This is a genomic window from Desmonostoc vinosum (assembly GCF_059505385.1).
The window spans coordinates 1-23,713 of record NZ_JCACKM010000107.1 but is presented as its reverse complement, the minus strand read 5'-3'; the positions used below and the strand labels follow the sequence as shown (position 1 = coordinate 23,713).

23 protein-coding genes are annotated in these 23,713 nt (G+C 40.0%); 8 read left to right on the top strand and 15 right to left on the bottom strand.

Translation table 11 applies throughout. The features are described from left to right. The first annotated feature begins 77 nt into the window (after positions 1 to 77). The 3 genes from AC5JMF_RS17480 (at position 78) to AC5JMF_RS17470 (ending at position 2,896) form a co-directional block, all read left to right on the top strand. Entirely contained in the window at positions 78 to 338 is a 261-nt protein-coding gene (locus AC5JMF_RS17480) for a hypothetical protein (protein WP_495796989.1), read from the top strand. Positions 339 to 645: 307 nt separating this feature from the next. After that, on the top strand, positions 646 to 1,020 hold the full coding sequence (locus tag AC5JMF_RS17475) for a VanZ family protein (protein ID WP_495796988.1): 375 nt from the start codon (positions 646 to 648) through the stop codon (positions 1,018 to 1,020). A 298-nt stretch (positions 1,021 to 1,318) separates the two neighbouring features. Next, positions 1,319 to 2,896 (top strand): glycosyltransferase family 39 protein, encoded by a 1,578-nt coding sequence (locus AC5JMF_RS17470; RefSeq protein WP_495796987.1) that lies wholly within the window; start codon positions 1,319 to 1,321, stop codon positions 2,894 to 2,896. A gap of 54 nt (positions 2,897 to 2,950) precedes the next feature. On the opposite strand, the gene AC5JMF_RS17465 is transcribed toward AC5JMF_RS17470, so the two are convergent. The 15 genes from AC5JMF_RS17465 to priA form a co-directional block, all read right to left on the bottom strand. Further along, positions 2,951 to 3,148: a hypothetical protein gene (locus tag AC5JMF_RS17465; RefSeq protein WP_495796986.1), complete on the bottom strand. Its 198-nt coding sequence runs from the start codon at positions 3,146 to 3,148 to the stop codon at positions 2,951 to 2,953. A gap of 20 nt (positions 3,149 to 3,168) precedes the next feature. Further along, positions 3,169 to 3,957: a peptidylprolyl isomerase gene (locus tag AC5JMF_RS17460; RefSeq protein WP_495796985.1), complete on the bottom strand. Its 789-nt coding sequence runs from the start codon at positions 3,955 to 3,957 to the stop codon at positions 3,169 to 3,171. A gap of 41 nt (positions 3,958 to 3,998) precedes the next feature. Further along, positions 3,999 to 5,063, bottom strand: a complete 1,065-nt coding sequence (locus AC5JMF_RS17455) for an aldo/keto reductase (protein WP_495796984.1) — start codon at positions 5,061 to 5,063, stop codon at positions 3,999 to 4,001. Between the two features lie 77 nt (positions 5,064 to 5,140). Next, on the bottom strand, positions 5,141 to 6,238 hold the full coding sequence (locus tag AC5JMF_RS17450) for a T3SS effector HopA1 family protein (protein WP_495796983.1): 1,098 nt from the start codon (positions 6,236 to 6,238) through the stop codon (positions 5,141 to 5,143). A gap of 215 nt (positions 6,239 to 6,453) precedes the next feature. Continuing rightward, positions 6,454 to 7,596: a phosphotransferase gene (locus AC5JMF_RS17445; RefSeq protein WP_495796982.1), complete on the bottom strand. Its 1,143-nt coding sequence runs from the start codon at positions 7,594 to 7,596 to the stop codon at positions 6,454 to 6,456. A 57-nt stretch (positions 7,597 to 7,653) separates the two neighbouring features. Then, positions 7,654 to 7,923 carry a hypothetical protein gene (locus tag AC5JMF_RS17440; protein WP_495796981.1) on the bottom strand — a complete coding sequence of 90 codons (270 nt, stop codon included), beginning with the start codon at positions 7,921 to 7,923 and terminating at the stop codon, positions 7,654 to 7,656. 112 nt (positions 7,924 to 8,035) lie between these two features. Continuing rightward, positions 8,036 to 8,230, bottom strand: a complete 195-nt coding sequence (locus AC5JMF_RS17435) for a hypothetical protein (protein ID WP_495796980.1) — start codon at positions 8,228 to 8,230, stop codon at positions 8,036 to 8,038. Between the two features lie 62 nt (positions 8,231 to 8,292). Next, the gene (locus tag AC5JMF_RS17430) at positions 8,293 to 8,511 is read right to left on the bottom strand and encodes a class IIb bacteriocin, lactobin A/cerein 7B family (RefSeq protein ID WP_495796979.1); all 219 of its coding nucleotides are present in this window, start codon (positions 8,509 to 8,511) and stop codon (positions 8,293 to 8,295) included. Between the two features lie 735 nt (positions 8,512 to 9,246). Further along, positions 9,247 to 9,441: a hypothetical protein gene (locus AC5JMF_RS17425; protein ID WP_495796978.1), complete on the bottom strand. Its 195-nt coding sequence runs from the start codon at positions 9,439 to 9,441 to the stop codon at positions 9,247 to 9,249. A gap of 41 nt (positions 9,442 to 9,482) precedes the next feature. After that, positions 9,483 to 9,698, bottom strand: coding sequence for a class IIb bacteriocin, lactobin A/cerein 7B family (locus AC5JMF_RS17420; RefSeq protein ID WP_495796977.1), 216 nt, complete (start codon positions 9,696 to 9,698; stop codon positions 9,483 to 9,485). 749 nt (positions 9,699 to 10,447) lie between these two features. Beyond that, positions 10,448 to 10,648, bottom strand: a complete 201-nt coding sequence (locus AC5JMF_RS17415) for a hypothetical protein (protein ID WP_495796976.1) — start codon at positions 10,646 to 10,648, stop codon at positions 10,448 to 10,450. A 64-nt stretch (positions 10,649 to 10,712) separates the two neighbouring features. Beyond that, positions 10,713 to 10,937 carry a class IIb bacteriocin, lactobin A/cerein 7B family gene (locus AC5JMF_RS17410; protein ID WP_495796975.1) on the bottom strand — a complete coding sequence of 75 codons (225 nt, stop codon included), beginning with the start codon at positions 10,935 to 10,937 and terminating at the stop codon, positions 10,713 to 10,715. A gap of 1,100 nt (positions 10,938 to 12,037) precedes the next feature. Beyond that, positions 12,038 to 12,253 (bottom strand): bacteriocin, encoded by a 216-nt coding sequence (locus AC5JMF_RS17405; RefSeq protein ID WP_495796974.1) that lies wholly within the window; start codon positions 12,251 to 12,253, stop codon positions 12,038 to 12,040. 219 nt (positions 12,254 to 12,472) lie between these two features. Next, on the bottom strand, positions 12,473 to 13,780 hold the full coding sequence (locus tag AC5JMF_RS17400) for an FAD-dependent oxidoreductase (protein WP_495796973.1): 1,308 nt from the start codon (positions 13,778 to 13,780) through the stop codon (positions 12,473 to 12,475). 58 nt (positions 13,781 to 13,838) lie between these two features. Then, positions 13,839 to 16,391 carry a primosomal protein N' gene (priA, locus tag AC5JMF_RS17395; RefSeq protein ID WP_495796972.1) on the bottom strand — a complete coding sequence of 851 codons (2,553 nt, stop codon included), beginning with the start codon at positions 16,389 to 16,391 and terminating at the stop codon, positions 13,839 to 13,841. A 946-nt stretch (positions 16,392 to 17,337) separates the two neighbouring features. Here priA and AC5JMF_RS17390 point away from each other — a divergent pair. The 5 genes from AC5JMF_RS17390 (at position 17,338) to AC5JMF_RS17370 (ending at position 23,620) form a co-directional block, all read left to right on the top strand. Then, positions 17,338 to 18,474, top strand: a complete 1,137-nt coding sequence (locus AC5JMF_RS17390; protein WP_495796971.1) for an RpoD/SigA family RNA polymerase sigma factor — start codon at positions 17,338 to 17,340, stop codon at positions 18,472 to 18,474. 384 nt (positions 18,475 to 18,858) lie between these two features. Then, the gene (locus tag AC5JMF_RS17385; protein WP_495796970.1) at positions 18,859 to 19,359 is read left to right on the top strand and encodes a GNAT family N-acetyltransferase; all 501 of its coding nucleotides are present in this window, start codon (positions 18,859 to 18,861) and stop codon (positions 19,357 to 19,359) included. Positions 19,360 to 19,721: 362 nt separating this feature from the next. Next, positions 19,722 to 20,057: a cytochrome c6 PetJ gene (gene petJ / locus AC5JMF_RS17380; protein WP_495796969.1), complete on the top strand. Its 336-nt coding sequence runs from the start codon at positions 19,722 to 19,724 to the stop codon at positions 20,055 to 20,057. 196 nt (positions 20,058 to 20,253) lie between these two features. Next, on the top strand, positions 20,254 to 21,198 hold the full coding sequence (locus tag AC5JMF_RS17375) for a tetratricopeptide repeat protein (RefSeq protein ID WP_495796968.1): 945 nt from the start codon (positions 20,254 to 20,256) through the stop codon (positions 21,196 to 21,198). A 394-nt stretch (positions 21,199 to 21,592) separates the two neighbouring features. Continuing rightward, positions 21,593 to 23,620, top strand: coding sequence for a TonB-dependent receptor plug domain-containing protein (locus AC5JMF_RS17370; protein WP_495796990.1), 2,028 nt, complete (start codon positions 21,593 to 21,595; stop codon positions 23,618 to 23,620). The last annotated feature ends 93 nt before the right edge of the window (positions 23,621 to 23,713 follow it).

Genomic DNA, 23,713 nt, shown 5'->3' with positions numbered 1-23,713 from the left:
AGAGCGACACAGGAGCGTCGCGTCATTACGAATTACGAATTACGAATTATTTAATTACCTGACAAAGGCGGTAAAAAATGGGTCGCATAAATCCCTACACATTACAAATGCAGATTACCCGGATGTTTGAGCAAGGGCAATCATTCTTTGCTACAACTAAAGTGCAGGAATGGTTGAAAGAACGCAATCACGATCCGTTAGATTACGACATTATTTTTCATAAAAAACCTGCTCCTCCTGGTTCAAAAGCAGTGATAGCAGTAGAAATTGAATTGCGTCGTAAAGATGGGCAACCAGTAGATCCATGGTTGCAAGAACAAGCGAATCTCCATGGCTGATTTTGTCCGAGAACAAGCAAATATAATTTACGTTTAATGTGAATTAAGTTAGGAAAAATTGGTCTTGCTGATGTCATAAATCTTTGCCCTCACCCTAAATTCCTCTCCCAAATTGGGAGAGGGACTTTGAAATTGCTCCTCTTCTCCCACGCTTAGGAGAAGAGGTTGGGAGATGAGTGCTATTGTTGCATTCATCAACGGTATTCCTAATTCACATCAGACGTAATTTATCAAAAAAGAGCATCTCGATTACGGAATGCTCTTTCAAAATTTGTAGACATAAAAAATATCTTTTAAAATTACCGACATGAAATCAAATCAACCGTGGGTTTTTGCATTTTGGGTTTACTTGGGAATTTTAATGTCCATTTCTTTATCAGCATATCTAAAATTTATTCCAACGGAAATTACCAAATTTCCATATTATGATACATTTTTACATTTTCTCTTATTAGGAATTGCGGCGTTTCTCAGTCATTTAGCTTTAAACAAGCGCAAGATTAAAATTTTGAATGTTTCTTTGCCATTAGCACCATTTATTGTCACTTTTTTTTGTATAGTCGATGAGATAATTCAACTATTTACACCCCATCGCAGCTTTGATTTAACAGATTTAGCTGCTGATTTATGTGGGATTATATTATTCACCTGGTTAGCCGAAAGAAGCTTTAAGAGGGGCTAGTAACTGTTTTCAAACTCCTTTCTTAGGCTTAATTATAGGTTGGTAAGCCACCCCCGTGCGCGTGGGAATGGCGTGGTTTCCCCATGAGAGGAACGAAACCCAACATTGAAGTTGCTGTGTTGGGTTTCACTACGTTCACCCAACCTACGTTTATAGTTTGAAAACACGCCCTAGAGACTATAGCAATCCCCATACTTAGAAGTGAAAAATCAAAGCAAACTACTATAGATGGTTGACAGAACGCTACATAGAATGTGAGATTAACTTAGTTTCTGGATACTTATTGTAAAACCTAGTTATGCGAGATCTCAAACTGGCTCCAAGTTGGTTGCGGTTTTTCATAGTTTTGATGCTGGTATTGGGTATTTTCTTCCGGTTCTTTCATCTGGAAAACAAACTTTACTGGCATGATGAGGTCTATACATCTTTCCGGGCGGCTGGGTATACAGGCCAAGAAATCGGTGCAGAAATTTTTCAAAATCAGGTGATGTCAGCCAAGGAGTTACAAAAGTACCAGCGTTTAAAACCTGGAAGCACAGCAGCAGATACAATCAACTCTCTAGCAGTTGAAGACGCGCAACATCCACCGCTATATTTCTTATTGGCTCGCTTTTGGATGCAGGTGTTTGGTAGTTCTCGCACAGCATCACGGGCTTTGCCAGCTTTATTAAGCTTGCTGGGGTTAGTGTTTATGTATGCTTTGGGGCGCGAACTTTTTGCTTCGCGCACAGCAGCCTTGCTAGCAACAGCACTGTTAGCTATATCGCCTTTTGATATTTTGTTTGCTCAAATTGCACGGCAGTATAGTTTTTTGACAGTCTGGGTGATTGGTAGTAGTTTTTTTCTGGTAAAAGCTTGGCGTTCGCCAACTTGGTACAATTGGGGTCTATATGCTTTAGCAACTGCACTTGGTCTATATACCCATCCTTTTTTTGGACTGACGCTGATTGGTCATGTGGTTTATATACTGCTAATGCAGTTCTGGGATAGAAAGACTCAAAATCGACCAAGAATTACCACCTTACAGTTTTGCTTAGCGATCGCTGCCTCAATTATCCTATACAGTCCGTGGTTATTTGTAATCAAAACCAGTTATCAACGAGTTTTAGATACTACAAACTGGGCAAAAGGCGGAGACATAATTTACGTAGTCAAACTGTGGATTCTCAGCTTTACATCTCTATTTTTTGATTTAGATGTTGGCTTCGATAATGCCGGAACTTATCTTCTCAGACTGCCATTCTTAGTCTTGATTGCAGTTGCTATTTACACAGTTTGCCGTCACACAAATCGAGAAACTTGGTTATTTATTCTGACTGCAATTTTTGTACCTTTTTTGATTTTGGCTGTGTCTGATTTACTTTTAGGAATGCGGCGGTCTGCGGTCAGCCGTTACTTAATTTCTTGTTTTCCTGGGGTACAACTGGCGGTAGGTTACTTCTTAGCAACTCAACTGATTAATTTACGCCGCTTATGGCAAGGTGTCATGGTAATTCTAATTGCTGGTAGCATCGCTTCTTGTACTGTGAGCGCCTTTTATGATACATGGTGGAGTAATATTCCCAGCTACTTTAATGCAGAAATGGCACGGCGAATTAATGCTACTGAGTCGCCAGTTTTATTTAGTGATAGTGGCTATGACGGGACTAATTTAGGAGATTTAATTTCTCTGAGTTATTTATTAGATGACAATGTACGTTTAGTATTTTTTGGTCAACCTCCTAATTTAGAGAAAGCAAATGTTGTATCTCTGGTTTCAGGTAATTCTCAACCATTCTTGTTTCGTCCATCGCCACAACTTGTCCAAGCTATTGAATCCAAGTATGGTCAGCTTTTACCAGCAGTTCCCGAAGGCGGGTTGACACAAATAAAATAGTTCTCGCCTCAGGGTAAGTGCATCTAATTTTGTATTGAACTAAAATTAAGTAAATTATTCTTCGTGATTTACTTCCTTTTCTAGCAACACCTTAATGTGATTCTCATTAGTTGCAATACGTGGTTCTACTATAAGGCTGCTAACGCGCCATCCTTCTTGACCAAGGTAATTCAATAAATCGAGAATTTTTTGATCTCGTAATTCTTGCTTATCAAAAACTATTTGTTCGATTCGGTATTCAAAACGTTTCATGAACTAACCTCTTTTAATTACTAATAAGACTTACCGTTGTGAACTACAGGATTTAGTTTTGCTTGTAACCAGGCTTGAAAAAGTGATTCCAAAATTTCTTGTCTTACTGATTCGCTCAGTTCGCTGGGAAACCACTTCTCAATTTTAATAATGTGATAGCCAAGTGTTGTTTGAATTGGCCCAATTAATTCCCCTTCTTTTGCTTGGGAAACAACTTCTGCTATCTGTGGCATTAGTTCGGAAAGAAAGCGAATACCAGCAAAACCCCCATTTTCTTTGGATTGCCTACCTTTTGAATGTTCTAGCGCTAAAGCACAAAAAGAAGCAGATTCTTCTTTGATAGCGTGAACTATCTTAAGCGCATTTGCTAGGTCACGCACAAGAATCTGAGACAAAGCCACACTTTTAAAATGGTGACGATTGTTTATATAATGATGATCGACACTTGATCCGAAAAGAAGTTCTTTTAATTTTTTCGTCAGTAAAGTTACTCTAATTCCACTCGACCAATCTTCTATACTAATCCGCTGAGCAGAGAGCCATTTAATGGTTTCAGTGGCTCCCAATAGTTTGTGTTCTTGACGAAATGTATCTCCGGCTGCTTGCAATTCCTCATCGGAAACGGTGACATTGAACTGTTCACAGATGGCTAAAATGAGGGCGTCGTATTCAGCTTTGGCTGCAACTTCAACTATTTGGCAAGAATAACGCAGGTAAGTAATGATCTCTGCATCAGTTGCTGGAGAAAGTTCTGGCAATGCAGATTCATGTAAAAGGTGTAACTCGGTTTTTTCTAGAGTTTCTTTCATCGCTTGGGGTTAGGGAGTAGGGAGTGGGGTAAGAAAGCTTTTCATGTTTGGTTGTGAGATTTTCCCGTGGGGGACTGTCTTGTTTGCACTCTACTGTGGTGTAGTAGCTTTTCTGGTGGGATTTCTTGGATTTTCAGTTTGCAAGCATGTAAGTCGCCGTAGAGACTGAGGTATTCAAGTTCTGCGGGGGTGAGTTTACCTTGTTGGACTGCTGCGATCGCAGCATCAATTTCCGCACGCTGAGTCACGCCTGTTAAGCAGATATCTACGCTATTTTGCGTTAGGGAATAACGATATAAATCAGGAACAGTGGGTAACCAGCAAGTTTGTGGTAAACCAGCAGGCGCTTGCCACAGCAAATTTGTGTGAGAACCAGCAGTTTTAAATGTAACAATGCCCGGTCTAGAAGGGTCTTGGGCATCTACTTGATTGAAAATTTGACTCTGGGCAGAACGATGAGCTGCATTGTGTCTCACCATCACCACATCCAATAAGGGACTATGCAACCACTGCTGAGCAAGGTTAAGGTCATGGAAAGAAGCGCCAATGTAGCGCACCGCACCCATTTTTTTTAAACGTTCTGAAACACCAAACATGTTTTCGATGGTGCGCTGATAAACGCTATTAGCACCCCTCAGATCTGGAGAAAGCTGCAAGCAATCGTGTAAGATTGACCCATCATTAGCACCAATCCAGCCCCAGAAAAACACATCAATATAGTCAATCCCCAACTCCTCGAATTGATCGAATAAAGCGGCGATCGCCATTTCTGGATTTTTAATGTAAGTCACAGTTGCCAATACTACTTTTTCACGCACCGATGAACCACGTCCACACAGTTGACGCAGCGCTCCAGACATTGAACTGTAGATGTAGTGGTGCAGGTCGCTAGAGTAGAAGAAATAGTTAATTCCTTTATCGAAGGCATAAAGGGTATCCTCACTAGAGATACCACCACCACCACCCAAACCAAGACAACTGACAGTTAAATCAGTCCGTCCCAGTTTGCGATAAAACGGTAAATCAGACTCTGGAAATCTATCCTCTACACAACCGACTTCGCTAGCTATGACTTCTGGAGGTGGTGCCAGATCAATTAGTTTCATAGGTGTAAAAGCAAGTATTGTTTGACAAACAAGAAGTTGCAGGACTTTCTCGATTAATATTAATTACGAATTACAAATTACGAATTACGAATTACTGTATAGATATCTTGAGAGTTGGCGTTTAAATAAGGACGTTGTAAATCAATCCCCAGCAGAGAAAAGTTTTGGCGGATAGATGCCATGCGATTCTCTGGAGAGTCGTCTCCAGATAGCCAAGCTGCCAACAAGCCATTGGCAATAATTTGGCAGCGGTTCATCCCAAAACTCTCCGAAGCTGCAAATTTTTGATCTGGTTCCTCTGCTAAAGCCAGTCCTGGGGCTAGCTGCTTGGTAAACAAGGGTACTTCCATGCGAAAATGCGATCGCTGTTCTGCATAAACAGTTGTAAGTACTTGCCGAACTACTTCATAGTTGCTTTTTGCAAAGTACAGAACCCCTGAATCGTGGCGTTTATAGTCAGAGGGATTGTACAGCACCTTAAAACTGAAGGGGATTTTGATTTCGTTGAGTTGCTGCGTTAAACTTGCCATGACAGCAACTGCACCTTCAGGACTGAGATTAAAGTAGATTCTCACAAGCTCATCATCGGTGTTTAAACCCATGTCGCTAACTGCCATGTAAAATCCATTTTGAATGAGATTTCGGGGCATGAGGATAGCAACAGAGTCTCCCACCATTGCAGATTGATCTGCTAGTTCTTTGCGCTCAACGTGCAATGTCAGCCCACCTTTGTTAACAGCGAGAACACCATCACTTTCTTGTCGCACTACAGACCAACCTGGATCAAAATAACCTTTACCGCTATTGCTTTGGTGTAGTCGGTCGTAAAATTCTAGGTCTATTCCTAAGAAGGTATTGTTTTCTAGATTCTGGTAAGGTGCTGGCCCAACTGAATCGGCCTCCGGTGCTAGGGTAGTTTGCAGAGAGCCATTGTAGTAGATGCCGTAGAGAAAGCTTTGCAGCTGTAGACTCAAATACTTATTTTTCAGGTCGAAAGGTATGTGCTGAAAGCGGGCTACCACCTCAGCAGGAATCTCCAGAGGTTTGTAAGCAGGATGGCTGATACAAAAGCTGGACTGGATTTGCAGATTGGTAACGATATCTTGAAGAGAATCCAGTAATTGATCTGGTGCAGAAGTTTGTACTTGATTAGAAAGAGAATCTAATAATTGCATATTTATATGAATGGGGAGTGGGGAGTAGGGAGTGGGGAGTGGACAGTGGGCTTCTCCTGTCGGAGACGCTGCGCGAACGACTTCGCTCAGCTCACGGACAGTAAGGAGTGGATAGTGGAATTGGGATTCTCAGTTACTATTCAGGACTCAGATCTAGTATTATGCAGTCCTGAGTCCTGAGTAATACCAATTCCTAATTAATTACGAATTACGAATTACGCATTACGAATTAGTTGAGAAAAGACTGTTGACATTGATTGTTCTGGGCGACACAGCAAACTCTTAGCGACCTGAAGCGTACAAATACCTACATTGCCAAAGGATTTTTGGTGCTGAATCATTGCTTGAATTTGTTGAATCATGGCAAAGCCAGAAAACTGCACAACTCGCTTTAAAAAGTCAGGACGACGCTGTAAAATTTCTGGAAAGTTACTTAAATAAGCTTCAGTCAAGGCCTTCATGGAAGGCTGGAGCAGTTCGAGTGGAGTCATTGCTAAGCGCAAAGCTTCTTCTACGTCAATAGATTTACTGATTACCAAGCTATTGAGCCAAATGTGCATGTAACTGGCGATTAGGGCCCCTAAGTCAAATGCAGGGTCTCCCCAAGCAGAACGCTCCCAATCAATCAATCGGACTCTACTTTCGTTTGAGGTGTCTGATTCCCAATTGTTGTGCAAAAGAATATTGTTCAGTTTCAGGTCATTATGTGTTAGACAACAAGACTCAAAAGCGGTAGCAAGTTCAGCGATCGCTTTTCCTAAACTGTCGTAACGTTGATAGAGAGCAAAAAATTTCAGTCCTTCGGCGGGGACTAAACCGAAAACCTCGGTACCAATCCGTTCTAGCCCCAGACCAAAGTTAGGAGTGTAAGAGGTGGTGACATGAGCGGAATGCTGAGAAAAGTAGTCTTGGTATTCCTGATTGTCTAGAGTGCTGCGATGAACTTGAGCTAAAATTGCTCCAATTTCAGTGGCGATCGCAGTTGGAAATACATTCTCTCTAGCGTAAAAATCCGCCAAGTCCCGATAATTACTGAGATAGTTAAAAACAATAATTGAATGTTCAGCATCAAAATGCAGCACTTCTGAGACTGATGAGCGCATGTGACACAGTTGTGGGAAGTGTTGCAAAAATTCATGCAACCGCCATTCGCTGAAGAACTCACCAGCAGTTTTTCCCTCTTGATTATGACGTTCTTGCTTAGCTAAGAGTTGGCGATCCTCAGGCAAAGTCAGTAACAAATTAAAATTCTTGGCTGGCTTTGGCTCAATTTTAAACAGATTTTTCTCTTCTCCAGAGCAGAGTTTTTGAGCCGCTAGATAATCGATAATATTTTGTGAACTGATTGTAAAAGACATTATGTTTCTGCTGAAATTATTTTCAATAAGATAATGGACTCAAACTTGAATTATTCTTCAATTATTTCTAGTAACTAAATTAATTACATAATGCAAAATCAAGAAAGCAAACACTAGGTATGTAATCCAAGCAAGAATTACTCCTGGTCGATCTAAGCGAAACATATTAGAAGACCAAGACCCGATATTTTGAACTAATAATTGCGATATGCTTAGAGATATCCAAGCAATCCCTGCAAGATATTCTCTAGCAACTAGATGAGAAACTCCTAATACGAGATAGAGAATAGCTGTTATATCAGTAAGATGAGAATTGTTCTGTTGCATACTTTATACCTGCTTTTAGTAAAAGGGATTGGGGATTGGGGATTAGGAATTGAGAATTAGATATCAAGTAACCTATTCCCTATTCCCTATTCCCTTTTACAGTTGATAAAAACTATCTGAAAATACGAGTGATGGCATAAGATGCGCCAGCACTAGCTGAGAAAGCAACTATGGTTGTGATAATAATGGGTATTATTCCACCTTTAACAGCAGCAAATTCCTCGTCAGTAAACTCGTTTAAGTAGGTTTCTTCGTCAGAAATTAGATCAAAACCTGCGCGTAAATCTTGAATGCAAATCGTAGCCATGATGTAACTCTTCCAATTTTTAGTGTTTGTGTCAATTCAACGTCAAAAAGTTCTGTTAATGCTTATTTTTTAAGAGCAGAATAAGCACCAACAGCAGCACCAGCAACCATAGCACCGATAACATATTCTGAGGCGATCGCTACACCCCAAATTACTATAGGACTAAGTCCACCATTAGTACCGTTAAGTTCTTGTTCGGTTAACTCATTCATGAAGCTTTCAGAATCCATGAATAATTCAGAACCAACAGGTTGTAGGTTGGAAATATTGATACTAGCCATTTGAAAAATCCTCCGATTTAGATTTGTTTGCTAGGAATGAAACTTGGTGTTTCTTGCCTTTGTTGTTTATATCTTCACCGACATATTGGAGGATTTCAAGTGCTTGAATAGTAGTAAAAGTGCCTTAATTAGTTTAGTTTTTATGATCTAGCTTGATGAACAAATGACTGTTTTTTCAAGGTATACAGTCACTCTCTACTATTTTTTAAATAAAGTACTTAAATTTTAGTGACATAAATAACTCACTTGTGGATAAATTTTTCTTGTTTGTCTTGAGAGTGGGGAGTAGGGAGTAGGGAGTTGGGAGTGGGGAGTGGGGTAAGAACTTTTTTCGCGTTTGGTTGTGGAATCCTATCATGAGCAATTGTTTTAAAATTACCCTCTCAAAACAGCAATACTTTGAGAGGGTGTAAGGGGTAAAAGTTTCATTAGAGGTAAAGGTTTGGGTTTAGCATTGCTAAAACCCTACGAAAGATTGATGTGTATCAGGATTTTTGTGAATTGGTATAACGCACCGCCAGATAACAAAAATATGTTTGGGTTAAGATAGAAACGTTTATAGAGACGTTGAATTGCAACGTCTCTATCGGCATAGTTATATCCTTGCTATTCTATGGTCAATCTCAGAATTTATGTAGCATTAGAAAGGCTACATAATTAACTTTTATACGATTTGATTCGATATAAAGTTATTGACCTAAATAGGTTTCAACACAGTGTTAATGTTGATAAAAACTATTTGAAGATACGAGTGATGGCATAAGATGCGCCAGCACTAGCAGAGAAAGCAACTATGGTTGTCACAATAATGTGTATAAGTCCACCTTTAACAGCAGCAAATTCCTCGTCAGTAAACTCGTTTAAATAAGTTTCTTCGTCAGAAATTAGATCAAAACCTGCGCGTAAATCTTGGATGCAAATTGTAGCCATAATGTAACTCTTTCATTTTTTAGTATTTGTGTCAGTTATGCTTATTTAAGAGCAGAATAAGCACCGGCAGCAGCACCAGCAGCCATAGCACCAATAACATATTCTGAGGCGATCGCTACACCCCAAATTACTAAAGGAGCTAGCCCACCATTGGTAGCGCTCAGTTGCTGTTCGGTTAAGTCATGCATGAAGCTTTCAGAATCCATGAATAATTCAGAACCAACAGGTTGTAGGTTGGAAATATTGATACTAGCCATTTTAAAAACCCTCCGATTTTGATTTGTTTGTTGTGAATGAAACTTGGTGTTTCTTTCTTTTGTTATTTACATCTTCACCAACAGATCGAAGGATTTCAAGAGTTTTAATAGTGATAAAAGTACCTTAATTAGTTTAGTTTTTATAATCTAGCTTGATGAATAAATGACTGTTTTTTCAAGGTATAGAGTTATCTTCTGCTATTTTCTAAATAAAAAACTTGAATTTGAGTGACATAAATAACTCACTTGTGGATAAATTTTTCTTGTTTGTTTTAATTAAAAATCACCCTCTCACTCCAGGCAGTGTGTAGCTTTGAGTAAGAGGGTGTGAAGAGTAATACCAATTCTGTTACGAGGATGTAAGAGGTTGTTTGAAAAGTCTAAATTAATACTAACCCCGGCGATTAGAAATCGCGACTATACAGACAAAACCCACCTCCGTGGGTTTCAAGAACTCGATTTTCCGTGTTTTCCAAAGGAGGTAGACTTCGCTTGTGTAGTAGCGAATTATATTCGCCCAAAACTTTTCAAACATCCTCTAAAGACGCCTACTAACAAATATCACAATACGCTTGGGTTAAGATAGAAATATTTGTAGAGATGTTGCAATGCAACATCTCTACAGTTCAACAATTTTTACCGAAAATCTTGAATCCAAGCGTATTGCCTGACATCAAGTTCAGCAAATTGTTGACATAATGTACTCTTTCAGCTTCTAGTATTTGTGTCAGTCGAACGTCAACAATAAGTTAGTTCATTCTAAATATGCGACTGATGGCATAAGATGCGCCGGCACTAGCTGAGAAAGCAACTATGGTTGTGATGATAATGGGTATAATTCCACCTTTAACAGCAGAAAATTCCTCATCAGTAAACTCGTTTAAGTAGGTTTCTTCATCAGAAATTAGATCAAAACCTGCGCGTAAATCTTGAATGCAAATTGTAGCCATAATCTACTCTTTTAGTTTCTAGGGTTTTTGTCAGTTAAACGTCAACAAGTGTGGTGAGCGATACTTAGTTCATCTTCTTAAGAGCAGTATAAGCACCAACAGCAGCACCGGCAGCCATAGAACCGATAACGTATTCTGAGGCGATCGCTACACCCCAAATTACTATAGGACTAAGCCCACCATTGGTAGCGTTAAGTTCTTGTTCGGTTAACTCATTCATGAAACTTTCAGAATCCATGAATAATTCAGAACCAACAGGATTCAAGTTGGAAATATTGATACTAGCCATTTGAAAAATCCTCAGATTTTGATTTATTTATTGGAAATAAAACTTAGCGTTTATTTCTTTTATTGCTTATATCTTCACCAATGTATTCAAGATTTTCAAGAGTTTTAATAGTGATAAAAGTACCTTAAATAGTTTAGTTTTTGTAATCCAACTTGATGCACAAATAACTGTTTTTTCAAGGCATACAGTTATCAAAACAATCAGGTCTAAAACCGGACTTCGTCCCACTACGCTAACACCTTTGAAGGCGAAAAGTTTTTGGAGCGGGGTATAAATCCCCGTTACAAAAACGACCTGCGACCTGCGTTAACCTCTTCTATTTTTTTGAAAAAAACTTGAATTTGAGTGACATAAATAACTCACTTGTGGAGAAATTTTTCTTGTTTGTTTTAATTAAAAATTACCCTCTCAAATACTGCTGTTTTCAGAGGGATAAGGGTATAATAAGTTTGAAGTAATCATTTGTAAGACGCATTTCGACTTCGCTCAATGCTCGATCCTTGAGAATACGAGGGTTGAGCGGAGTGATCACTGAGCTTTGTCGAAGTGTCGAAACTCGGCAATCTAGGTGAGATTTAATTTAGCCTTCCTACTTAACCCTTTTATGTCACTCTCGGAAAGTAATAATCAAAGCAAGATTCTGAAACTTTCATCCAATCTAGCTTTGAGCCTTTATTTTCTAACAGTAACTAAAATTTATAACCAAAAGCTTAAAACTAAAGCTCCAAAAGGCTTTCAGCGATAGGCTTCTCCCAAACTGACAAAACAGGGTTAAGCTAAAAAACATCTAAATTACATAATCAAATTAAATAAAACTCTTGTGGGGTGGGCATCTTGCCCGCCCTAATTATGCAAGTTATATGTGGAACAGCTTACTAATTCGTAATTCGTAATTCGTAATTCGTAATTAAGTTTTGTAATGGGGATTTAGCGCCAAGTCACCAGGGGGAAACCACGCCACTTGCTTCAATTCGGGAAACCCGTCCAACGCAGTGGCTCCCCAAGATCACACTGCCTCAACTTTATCAAACAGACCCCAACACAAAACTTGTCGGTTATAGAACTGGGGGACTTAAACCCACGGAACTAATTAATAAACCTCAAATAATAAATAGACTTGTGATTGCTTGAAATTGTTCTATTATTTGCACTCCTGTTTGAATTCCATTTTGAGCAGTACCCACAACTTGCTGAATAAGACTGTCAACAAAACTTCCCCCAGTAATTTGGCTTAATTGCTCATCATTTAGTTCTACAAACTCCAATCCCTCATCTGAGTAGGTGGTTGGTAAATCTACAATTTTGATGCTAGCCATAAATAGCTCAATAAATAAAAGTACAGAATTAACTTATATGCAATCAAATATTATGTCTAGCCTATACGCAACAGTAGTTTAGACGTTCAGTACTGCTGCGTTAAATCGCTACAAGATGCACCACCGTTAGCAGAATTTCTCGATTAGATATGGAAAACCTGAGAGTCTGCAAGATCCCCAATTTCTTCAATAAGTTGGGGATCTAATTACCGCTAACCACTAGTTAGTTAAAAACTTCTCGTTTGACTTTTTTACTTTGGATATCCAACTTTGATATTGGTTCAGAATTTCTGAATAGGGAACTGTGGTTTCAAATATTAACTCAGATAAAGAAGGTGCAAATTTTCGAGGAAAGAGTTGATGCAAGGTTTTGCCTAGCAACTCTCTAAAGACAAACTCAATTAATAATCTCCTAGATGCAGGAAAAGCATAATCACCAAGCTCTACTAAAGCATGGGCGTCTTGCTGACGGCGAATAGTAAACTGGTTTAACGCCTCAGCTAAATTATCGGCATATTCATCTAAAAGACGATCAAATAAAACTACATCTTCGAGTGCTGCATTGCAACCTTGCCCTATGGAAGATGATACTGCATGAGCTGCATCTCCCAATAATAGTACATGATCCTCAAAATGATAGCGGTTACAGCGAACCGTTAAAATTCTCGATATCGGCCTATTAAGAAAAGCTTCAGCTTCTGATTCTGGCATTAGCTGACTAATTTCTGGTGTGTTCTCTTGAAAAAATTGGATTACCTCTTCTTTGCTAGATAAATTAGTTATCTGATTTTTATTATGAGGAAATAAGATGACACCGCTCATTTTTCTGTCTAGTTGATGCAATAGCACTATGAGCGTGTCGTCACCTACCATCCAAGAATGGACTTTACCTACTTCCAGTTGTTCATCAGGGTAAGGTAAGACAATAGATTTATAGTCATTAATAACGTACTTCTGTTCACACTCAAATAATTCTGTAGAAAGCAAATTTTCTCTAACCATAGAACGTGCGCCATCTGCACCAACTAATAAGTCATAACTCACAGTGAATTTTTCTTCTAATTCTGTGGGTATATCTTCTTGATTTTTTTGAAATTTAACCTTTTTTTCTACTAAATCTACTTGTGTACATTGACAATTAAAATGAATATCGAGTCTACTACTATTGTATTTTTGGGTGATTTTTTCTAATAGCAAGATTACTAAACTAGTACGGTCGAGGGTAAATAGAGGTTTTTTTCTAGTTGTAACTCGTGTTTTGCCATTCTTTTGATGAAAAATGGTTCCTATCATTTCTAAACTGATGGCTTTAACTGCTTCTTCCAAGCCCTCAATTTTTCTGAAAGCACTCATTGCTCTTTCGTTGAGAGAAATAGGAAAAGTTCTAGATTTGGAAAAGGCAACCGCTCGAGGATCACTACGACGCTCATAAATATCCACTTGGTATTTATCGTCACGTTGCAATAGATAATAAGCAAGCAAAACTCCGCAAGGCCCAGCGCCAACGATCGCTACTTTTTTACCCATAAGAATAATTCGTAATTTCAGAAACGTAAAAAAGACTTTTTACAGATATTTGGGATTATTACATGATATTTAGAGGGTCTACATCTATCGTTAAGCTAACAGACTGGGGGCAGAGCGATCGCACTTCTTCCCAATCTGGTATTTGTGGCAAGGCATCGGCGGCAAATTTAATCAATATCTGCCAGCGATAACGATTAGCTACGCGTAAAACACTGGCTGGTGCTGGCCCTAATATCTCAAATCCTTCTTCTACACTCAAAGCTGTAGCGATGATTTGTGCTGTATTCTGCACTTGTACGGCATCAAGGCTACTCAAGCGCAACAAAATCAACCGTCCGTAGGGTGGATAGTTGAGTGCTTGGCGTTGTTCTAACTCAGTTTGGGAGAAGGAATGATAATCGTGATTTCGTGCTGCCTCAATCACTAAATGTTCTGGTGTGTAGGTTTGCACGATGACTCTACCCGGATCATCACCTCTACCTGCGCGTCCAGCTACCTGAGTTAGGGTTTGAAATGCCCGCTCGCTGGCGCGATAATCTGATAGATGCAGCAATCCATCGGCGGCGACAACACCAACTAGTGTCACCTGTGGCAAATCTAAACCTTTGGTGAGCATTTGTGTACCCACTAATAAATCTGCTTCCCCATTGGCAAACTGGGTAAGCAGGGTGCGGTGTGCGCCTTTGTTGCGGGTGGTATCGCTATCAAAACGAATCAAGCGCAACTGTGGAAACTGTCTGGCTAATTCCTGCGCTACTCGCTGAGTGCCGCTACCGAAAAATTTCAGGTAAGGGGAACAGCAGTCGGGGCAAAATTGTGGATGCGATCGCCCATAATTACAGTAATGACAGCGCAATAATTGCGGTGCGCCTTCTTCGCTGTGATGATAGGCTAGCGACACATCACAATGGGGACATTCCAAGACATAACCACAACTGCGACAAGAGACAAAAGTACTGTGTCCCCGGCGATGGATAAATAAAATTCCTTGTTGTTGATTTTCTTTTAACTGCTGTAAAGCTTCTTGCAGCGCTCTACTAAATATAGAGCGGTTTCCCTGCTGCAACTCTTGCCGCATATCCACTATTTCTACTGGTGGGAGTGGACGAGAGTGGATGCGTTCGGGGAGGGAGAGGTAGTAAGAAGACGCGGGGAAATGACTCACCGCGTCCCCGCGTCTCCCCCTGTTTGTGTCTTCTTCTCTCACACTCACCCAACTTTCCAACGAGGGTGTGGCGGAACCCAAAATTAGGGGGCAATTTTCTAACTCTGCTCGCCACTGGGCAACGGTACGGGCGTGGTAGGTAGGGATGGGGGAGTCTTGTTTAAAGCTGCTGTCGTGTTCTTCGTCTAAGATAATTAAACCCAAGTTAGGCAAGGGGGCGAAAATGGCGCTGCGTGTACCGATGACGACTTGGGGTTCTCCTGTAAGCATTTGCCGCCAAGTGTCGTAACGTTCGCCATCGGAAAGGGCGCTGTGATAAACGCTCACTCTGTTGCCAAAACGGGCGCGAAAACGGTCTGTTAACTGGGGTGTGAGTCCAATTTCGGGTACTAGAACCAGGGCTGATTTACCGACTTTGAGTAAGGGTGCGATCGCTTGGAGATATACTTCTGTTTTTCCGGAGCCTGTCACCCCATGCAACAAAACTTGAGCAAATCCATCTAGTGATTGTATTATCTCTAAAACACTAGCTTGGGCAGTAGTTAGAGATTTCGCACTGTCGCCTACCAATTCTGGCCCCTGTTCTGCTCGTAATACTTCTCTTTCTTCAATAACAATGCAACCTTTTTGGGCTAGCGTTCTGAGGATAGAGAGGCTGGCATGACAAATTTGCAATAATTCACTTTGCCATAACTCACCACCACGCCGCCGCAAAACTTCTAAAATTTCTCTTTGGCGAGTGGTTAAATCACGATCGGTAGCATTTATTAATGTGACTGCTTTTTGCAGTTTTGGCCGAGTTAGTCGGGGCGGTTCTAGATAGCTTTCTACTAAGCCAAATCGCAGCAATTCACGAATGCCGCGATGAGCTGATTTAACTTTTTGTTGGAGGTAGGCGAAACTATAGTCCCCTACTGATTGCGCTTGTAAAAGTTGCCAAACTTGTTGTGCTACAGGAGTGAGAAACGTTGCCGGATGAGGTGATGCTAGTAAATAATCTCCTAGTTGCTGTTTCCCTCCTACAAGCCTGATACGACGTTGCGATCGCCCCAGTAAACCTGGTGGCAAAGCTACCCGGATCACCCCAATCAAGGGTGTATAGTAGTATGCGGCTACTCGATTGAGTAATTCCCAGTAAGCACTTGGGAAAAACCCTACGCTGATGACATCTTCTACTTCCTTGATTTTTTCTGGTGGGATATCAATATTTGGCTGTGCCAGCAAACGAATGGCGATCGCTCCTAGTTGTTGGGCCCCAAATGGCACACTCAATATATCCCCCGGCTTAATTTCTAACTGAGGTGGTAATCGGTAAGTAAATAATCCTGGATTACCTGGGCAGTCTACCAATACCTCAATCCATTTATTTATATCTGTCTGCGAGCCATATGATTTACCAGGTTCAGCTACAACTATAGGAGATAAATTTACATCATTAATATACATAGGTTCGGACTTTATAGACAGATGTTTTCTTCACCTAGCTGGTCAAAATCAACCTGGCTCATTAAACTTTAACGTTTTACTTTCATTCTCGTAAAGTGTATTTCGTAATACTTTTATTACCCATATTTGATGTTTAAAAAACTCCGTACACATCGAAAAGTTTGATTCCCCATTCCCTACTCCCCACTCCCTACTCCCTACCTAAGCAAATAATTTCATTAATCAAGTCAAATTCCTATATTACTTGATAATTTTCTGCTTATGTAATCTACTAGACAAATTAATCTTAACAATACGTGCAATAAATATTTGGTGTCTACATCTAAACAAAATTATCTCGCCTCTTGCGGAGATTTATTCTCTATCTACTAAATAGGGAGTAGTCTTTTTACGCCCATCGATAGATATTCAAGCCTTTGTGTATATGAGATGCTTTTATACAAACAAGATTGTCCGGAAATTAAGCTGTAAATTTCGTAATTTATATTATAAAGGCAACCCCATCAGGAATACGTAACTCTAGTATTAAGTTTTCCGTTTATCCAATGACTTTTAATGCATAAACATTGAAAAAATTAAGAAAACTATATGAAAATTTAAGATTTAGCTACTTTGATCTGAAATTTTTATATTTGTTAAGGTTGAGAAAGTTTGAGGATGTTTGACATATTTAGTAATTAAGAAAAAAATGAGGAATATGTATGTTGGGAGCCTGGAAAAAAAGTTTTGTTGGGTGCGAAGGGTGTTATTAGTTACTGGTTGCATTTAACCGCAATTTGGGAACGGCTGGGTAGCTCCTGAATTTCATTACTCAAAGGAAATTAGCTCAGGCTAATAAATTGCTATGTAAATGGGCACATGCATCCTTGAGGGTAACTATCCAGCCATAAATGAGCATCTGTCACTAAATTATGTACCAAACAAAGCAACAATCCTAAAGGAAACTATGAATCTTGCTGAATTGGGAAAAATGGAAATACTGGATAATGCTGCTGAGAATGAAGAACCATCACTCGATAGTTTAGATCCGGTGGCAGATGAAGATCCTTCAATTATAGAAAATCTCGAATCATCAGAAGAACGCGACGGCGATGAGATGGCAGCAGCTCGTCCTTCAGGATATAACAAGACCGAGCATGATGATGCCGTAGGCGCATTTTTTAAAGAGATGGCGCGTTATCCGCTGCTAAAACCTGATGAAGAGGTAGAGTTAGCAAAGCGAGTCAGATTTCTAGAAGAAGTCAAAGATTTGCAAGCTTTATTACACTCCAAATTAGGAGAGCATCCTAGCAAAGCACAAGTAGCTGCTGAGCTAGAAATGACAGAAAAACAATTAGAAAGTCGCTTATATCAAGGTCGTGTGGCGAAACGCAAAATGATTCGCTCGAACTTGAGATTAGTAGTATCAATTGCTAAGCGATATCTAAATCGGGGAGTGCCTTTTCTGGATTTAATTCAAGAAGGGGCAATGGGTTTAAATCGCGCTACAGAAAAGTTTGACCCAGACAAAGGTTATAAATTTTCTACCTATGCCTATTGGTGGATTAGACAAGCAATTACCAGAGCGATCGCTAACGATGCACGAACAATTCGCTTGCCAATTCATATTGTAGAAAAACTTAACAAACTTAAAAAAGCGCAACGAGAACTCAAACAAAAATTCTCACGCAATCCTTCCGAGGCTGAAATGGCAGAAGTGTTGGAAATTACAGTACAACAACTACGCCAACTGCAACAATTACGCCGTCAAGCACTTTCACTTAATCATCGCGTCGGCAAAGAAGAAGACACGGAATTAATGGATTTGTTAGAGGACGAGGACAACTTATCTCCAGAAGCAAAAATGAACGAAAACATGATGCGTCAGGAGATTTGGGATGTATTGGGAGATGTGCTAACCCCACGAGAAAAAGACGTAATTTCTCTACGCTACGGATTGACAACCAGCGAACCCTGCACTTTAGAAGAAGTTGGTAACATGTTCAATCTTTCGCGCGAACGAGTGCGACAAATTCAAAGTAAAGCCATGCGGAAATTACGGCGTCCCCACATTGCAAAACGCTTAAAAGGTTGGTTGGTGTAAACAGTTACTTGTACCAAGCGAAGTCATACCCTGCGGGATCTTGCTACGCGTAGCGTCTCCGACAGGAGAAGTATCTCACATCTTGCACCTGCCAGTGAAAATAATGAGTTTGCCGCAATAAAGTGATAAAAATTACATATCTATTTGTCTGTGCATTTAGTCCATTTCTAATGGACTTTTGCTATCAGACAGGGATTTACAATCCCTGGCTGGCTGGCGGACATCAGCGAAGTCGAACAATTAGGTAAGTTTTGCAACTGGCAGTTTGAAAGGTGCAAGATCTGAAGTATCAGTCAAGATGTCCATAACTATTGACTATTAACCATCAATTATGGACTAATAATAAATGACAACTTGCCCTGAGCGAAGTCGAAGGGATAACTAATGACTTTGCATAACGATTTAATTTTACGTTTTGCTGAACCATCCGATTGTGGTGTATTGTTTGAATTAATTCAAGGGCTGGCAGAGTATGAAAAATTATCTCATGCCGTTACTGGTGATGCCTTGGCACTTCAAGAGCATCTATTTGGCTCACGGAGATATGCAGAGGCAATTCTAGCAGAATATGCAGGTCAAGCTGTTGGTTTTGCCTTATTTCTTCATAACTATTCTACATTTCTCACTAAGCCAGGAATATATCTAGAAGATTTATTTGTCTTACCAAAATATCGCAGAAAAGGTATTGGTAAGGCTATGCTTACTAAATTAGCCCAGATAGCTGTAGAGCGAAATTGCGGTCGGTTAGAGTGGAGTGTTTTAGATTGGAATGAATCAGCACAAGAATTCTACCGTAACATGGGAGCGTCTATTTTAGATGATTGGCGAATTTGTCGTGTTACAGGAGAGACAATGATGCAATTAGCCAATAACGAAAGAACGTGAATTAGATATTAAAACTTTAATGATTTTGTCAATACTCTCACCCTAAATCCAGATCTTCGGTGCGTTAGGACTTGCGTCCATAACGCACCCTACAAAATTAAAGCTTTTAATTCACACTTAGCCGTAAATAGTAAGTAATCAAGCTTCAATGTAGGGTGCGTCAGTTGAGAGAACTTGAGCTTAACCGAGACATGATTTGGACTAACGCACCCTACTAAACTTTTTGAAAAGCTAGGGATTGTGATTTTTTAGGAATTCTTAAGGCGAAGTATGACAGCTTGTCATTTGACTAAGACAGCGGCTCAAATGAAAATTAGGAAGGATATTGCACGAGTAAGCTTTTTTTGCAGAGAGAACACGAAATGAAAAGAATTTTTGCAGTCATACTGTTAGGCATAACAATCTTCACCTTTGCCTTCAGTAGTCCAGCTTTGGCAGGAGATTCTGTGAGTGGTGCTAAAGTATTTAGTGCTAATTGTGCCTCTTGTCACGCAGGTGGTAAGAATTTAGTCCAAGCTCAAAAAACTTTGAAGAAAGACGCCTTAGAAAAGTATGGCATGAATTCAGCAGAGGCAATTATTGCCCAAGTTACCAAAGGTAAAAATGCTATGCCTGCTTTCCAAGGACGTTTAAAACCCAGCCAAATTGAAGATGTAGCTGCATACGTCTTAGATGAAGCTAATAAAGATTGGAAGTAAACTAAGGTGTAGCTTCAAAAAAACCTAACTATTCGCGGGGCTTTTTGTCCCGCTAGTAGTTCATCTCATTAGTTTTGAGTGGTTAACTGTGATCAGATTCCCGACTTTTTAAAAATCGGGAATCTCGTCGCCTCTCATATATTAATGCGAAAAACCGCTACTTTCATTGATGCTGAAATTGTCAAATATGATTCTTATGACTGATTTTTGGCGATTATTTCTCAGCGTGATTGTTGCTTTATCTGTGATTTTTTGGACTCCATCTGCACACTCATCGCCAGTATTTTATGCTCAAGTGACAGCAGGCGATTTTTTAAAGTTAGGCGTGGATGAGATGGAGCAAGGTAACTACCAAAAAGCGATCGCACATCTTGACCAAGCGATTCAACTCCAAGAAAATTTTGCTGTAGCTTATAGCGATCGCTGTGTTGCTCATCTCCAAATACAAGATTACCACCAAGCGATCGCAGATTGTACGCAAGCTATCAATTTTGCACCTGATTACTTTGAGGCTTATCTCAACCGAGGGCTAGTGTACTACAGACAAGGAGATTATTTAGCTGCCATAGCTGATTATAACCAAGCGATCGTCTTTAAACCCGATGATTTTCGCGCTCACTACAACAGAGGTTTAGCTTACCTTGCCCAAAAGAGTTATGCAAAAGCTATTGCTGACTACGATATAGCCTTAACTCAAACTCCGCAGTCTCAAAATTTACTGGTTGCAGATATCTACAATGACCGAGGTTTAGCGTATTTAGTCTCACAAGATATTCAAGCAGCAATTGTTGACTTTAATTTGGCAATTCGTCTTAACCCTCATAATTACAGAGCATACTTTAACCGGGGTTGTGCTTACGGTAGAAGCGGAGATGACTTGAGTGCTGTACGTGATTTTTCTCAAGTCATCAGACTTAATTCTAGTTATGCTCAAGCTTTTGTTAACAGGGGAATAGCTCGGTATCGTCTAGGGTATCATCAAGGGACAATATCTGGTAACAAACTGGTTCGCATCTACGCTGACTTACGTAAGGCATCAGAGTACTTTCAACACCAAGGAAAAAGCATTGCCTACGAAAGAACTTTAGATTTACTTAAGAGTCTGCAACAGGAAATAGCAGATACGTTGGAAATTGGATGAAGGGGACTGGGGACTGGGGACTGGGGACTGGGGACTGGGGAGATGCACTTCGACTTCGCTCAGTGATCGGGAGATACAGTGAGGTTTGAGCCTTTGAACCTGAATGTTACGCCTTTGAGCCTGAACGTTGAGCCTTTGAGCCTGAATGTTGCGCCTTTAAGCCTGAACGTTGAGCTTGAAATTTTAATCTCTAACTTTCTTTACCCAATCCCCAGTCCCCAGTCCCCAATCCCCAATCCCCAGTCCCCCCAGTCCCCAATCCCCAAAACTACGACAGCCTGTCTTTTGACTTTTACTTCTCGTAATAGGAAAAATACACTAGGTTCTTGTTTTTACTGGGTGTGAGAGAAACGTGAATAAATGTTTGCTTTTGCTGTCAGCTGCTTTACCGAGTATGCTGATAGTATCTCCTGCTTTTGCTGATTCCAATATTCCTAATTTAAATGAAGTTGAGCTACCCTCCAATAATGCTGAACTTCTAACTCAACAATCTATACCGATTGAAGTTCAACCAGAAACTCAGCCGGAGGAACCGCCGCAAACGGAAACAACTCCTACTGATGAAGCAGATATTAATATAGAAGCGATCGGCGAAAAAGATACTTTACCTCAATCTACGCCGACTTATGTCATAGAAAAAGAAGAAATTCAAAAACAAGGTGCTAGCAGCTTAGCCGATGTCTTAAAAAAAATGCCTGGTTTTGCGATCAATGATGCAGGTCATGGTGCAGATATTCATACAGGTACATACTATCGGGGAGCATCAATTAATCAATCTGTCTTTTTGATTAATGGCAGAAAAATTAACAACGATGTCAACACCTATCATGGTGGTACTGACTTAAACAGTATTCCCGTCGAGTCTATTGAGCGAGTGGAATTGTATAGTGGTACAGCTTCCGCTTTGTACGGTTCCTCAGCTTTTGGCGGAGTGGTGAATATCATCACCAAAGAAGGTTATGGTACGCCTAAATTAACAGGTAGTGTAGAGTTTGGCTCATTGAGTTTAAATAATCAACAAGCTAGCTATGGTGGTTCGGTCGGTGCTGTTAGATATAATTTTAGCTTTGAAAGATTCTTTATCGATAACCGTTACCGTGTGCCGGTAGGTGCAGCAAATCGTGATTCTCAAGGATTCTTATCGAATGCAGATACAGCTACTAGCACTTATTTTGGTAGCTTGGCGATTGATTTAAATCAAAGGAATTCTTTAAATTTAGATATTACTAAACTTAGTAGTCGTCGTGGCTTAGTTTATTTTGGATTCCCTCTGCAAAGAGACCGACTAGACCACGATGGTTTTAACGTTGGTCTATCTTGGAAAACTCGACTAGGTAATGGGGAAAGCTCTAATCTAACAACCTCGATTGGTTACAATCAAGATTATTTTAGTACTTATGGCCCTACAGTTTTTAGTGGGAGAGAATTCTATCGTACAGGGGTTTTAGATACACAACAAATCACAGCCAGAGTGGATCATGATTGGCAAGTTACGCCTAATAATAAATTACGTTGGGGATTAGATTTAAAAAACACCGATTTAATCGGTGATGTTTTAAGTACAAATCCTAGTAGAGTCGCCAATAACGAAACTGAAAATAGAAGTGTATTTAATACAGCATTATTTGCTGTGAATACTTTCAATTTAAATAATGATTTTCAAATAGATTTAGGATTAAGACAGAGTTTTGATGCCCAGTTTGGTAGTTATTTTAATCCTAGTGCCGGGTTACGTTATGCTTTGACACCAAGGCTTGCTGTACGTGGAAGTTGGGCAGGAGGACAGCGTAATCCGGGGTTAGATCAACTCTATGTTTATGATACAGTTCATGGTTGGGAGCCAAACCCAGATTTAGAACCCGAAACTGGTTCTTCTTGGACTGCGGGAGTCGATGTCAGTTTTTCAGATAATTTGACTGGACAGTTCACATACTTCGGCAGTAGTATTAGCGATCGCTTAGGAATTATCGCTGGAAGATGGGAAAACATTGGATTAGTTGATACCAATGGTTTAGAAGCAGCTCTGCAATTAAAAGTTACCCCTAGTTGGTCAACTTTTCTCAATTACACATATACAGATGCCCAAATCAAAACAGGAACAGAAAGAGGTTTACAGTTAGGTTTAATTCCTTATTCTGTACTCCAGGCAGGTGTAGGTTATCAAAATTCCGGCTGGCAGGCTAATTTATACGTTACTTACAATAGTGGCGCTCGTAGAGCCTTCTTTAACAGACCTGGCGAAAGAACTACAGATTTTGCACCATCTTTTGTCAATTTAGATTTCAGTGGTCGCATACCTTTAACTAGCAATTTAGGACTAACAGTTTACCTAGAAAATTTACTAGGCGAACAATACGAACGCGTTAATCGTATCTACAGTCCTGGGTTTACTTTTCGCTTGGGTTTAAGCTCAAATTTGTAGGTATTATTATGCAACGCATCAGAACAGGCATACCATCTACTAATTAACTAATGACCAGGGAACTCCAAAGAGCAGACAATGACTCACCGTGGA